The sequence below is a fragment of the Moorena sp. SIO3B2 genome, from assembly GCF_010692525.1.
Classification (GTDB): Bacteria; Cyanobacteriota; Cyanobacteriia; order Cyanobacteriales; family Coleofasciculaceae; genus Moorena; species Moorena producens.
The window spans coordinates 1-1,031 of the sequence record NZ_JAAHHE010000999.1 but is presented as its reverse complement, the minus strand read 5'-3'; the positions used below and the strand labels follow the sequence as shown (position 1 = coordinate 1,031).

2 protein-coding genes are annotated in these 1,031 nt (G+C 48.0%); both read left to right on the top strand.

What is annotated here, in order from left to right; genetic code table 11:
- A partial coding sequence (locus tag F6K38_RS43035; protein ID WP_287361058.1) for a helix-turn-helix domain-containing protein occupies positions 1–368 on the top strand: 368 nt, incomplete at its 5' end.
- 4 nt (positions 369–372) lie between these two features.
- The coding region (locus F6K38_RS43030) for a cyclic nucleotide-binding domain-containing protein (protein ID WP_287361055.1) at positions 373–1,031 on the top strand (659 nt) is incomplete at its 3' end.

The following is a 1,031-nucleotide window of genomic DNA, read 5'->3' as shown; positions in this document are numbered from 1 at the left end:
GTGGGATGGCTCACCAATGGCAGGATTGTCCAATTGGTCGCCCCAAGGCAGTCAATGAGCAGTATTTAGACCGTTTGAAAGAACTGATTAACCAGAGTCCCCGGGATTATGGTTATTCCTTTCGCCGCTGGACAGTGAATTGGTTGAACAAACATCTGGCAAAAGAATTCGGGATTGAACTGAGCAATCGCCACCTGCAACGATTGCTCAAGGACATGGGATTATCGACTATACCAAAACGGACAGAGGTTAAATCCCCTAGGGGACGGGAAAAGGATGGTCACAGCATCTTAATTTCTGACCTGAAATCCGCTAATGACTCCGAGTCCAATGGTTTTTGGCTATTCAATCCCAGCAACATGGCATGAGATTATGGTTCGACATACATCCACATCTAATCCACTGATTTCCCCTCAGCAGCTCGCCCATACTCTAGGGCATTCTCTTTCAGAACCAGAACTATCACGCTGTCTCAAACAAATCAAATATCGCGAGCCAACGGTCGGTCAATTTTGGCAGTCAACAGACGCCGAGGCTGGGGTCTATATTGTGATTTCCGGAAAGGTCAGACTGATTAATAGCGCCGGGGAGTTAATTACCAATCTAGAAGCCGGAGCTTCCTTTGGGGAGTGTACTTTCTTTCCAGAGGAGTCTTTTGAGTGCTACTCAGCCAGAGCTTCCCTCAAAACCAAGCTTTGTTATCTAACTCCGGAACTGTTATTTCCCCTAATTAGCAAACATCCCCAAATCCGCGAACATTTTTATCGTCAGGCCCAAGGGCAAAATTCCCTGCTGATGCCGTCGGAGAGTCCTTTGGCAGAAGCCGAGAAAGGGAGAGTGGGGGAAGTAGAAAGAGTAGCGGAGAAGAAAGACATCCCCACCTCAGGAGACGAAAAGCCCAAGCAAACCATTAGCAAAGCTTACTTTCCTAGCCCTACTCAAAAAGTTGGTCATTTGTGGCAGCGAGTGATCCGGCGCTATCCGTTTTTTGCCCAACAGAGTGGTTCTGACTGTGGTGCTGCCTGTCTGGT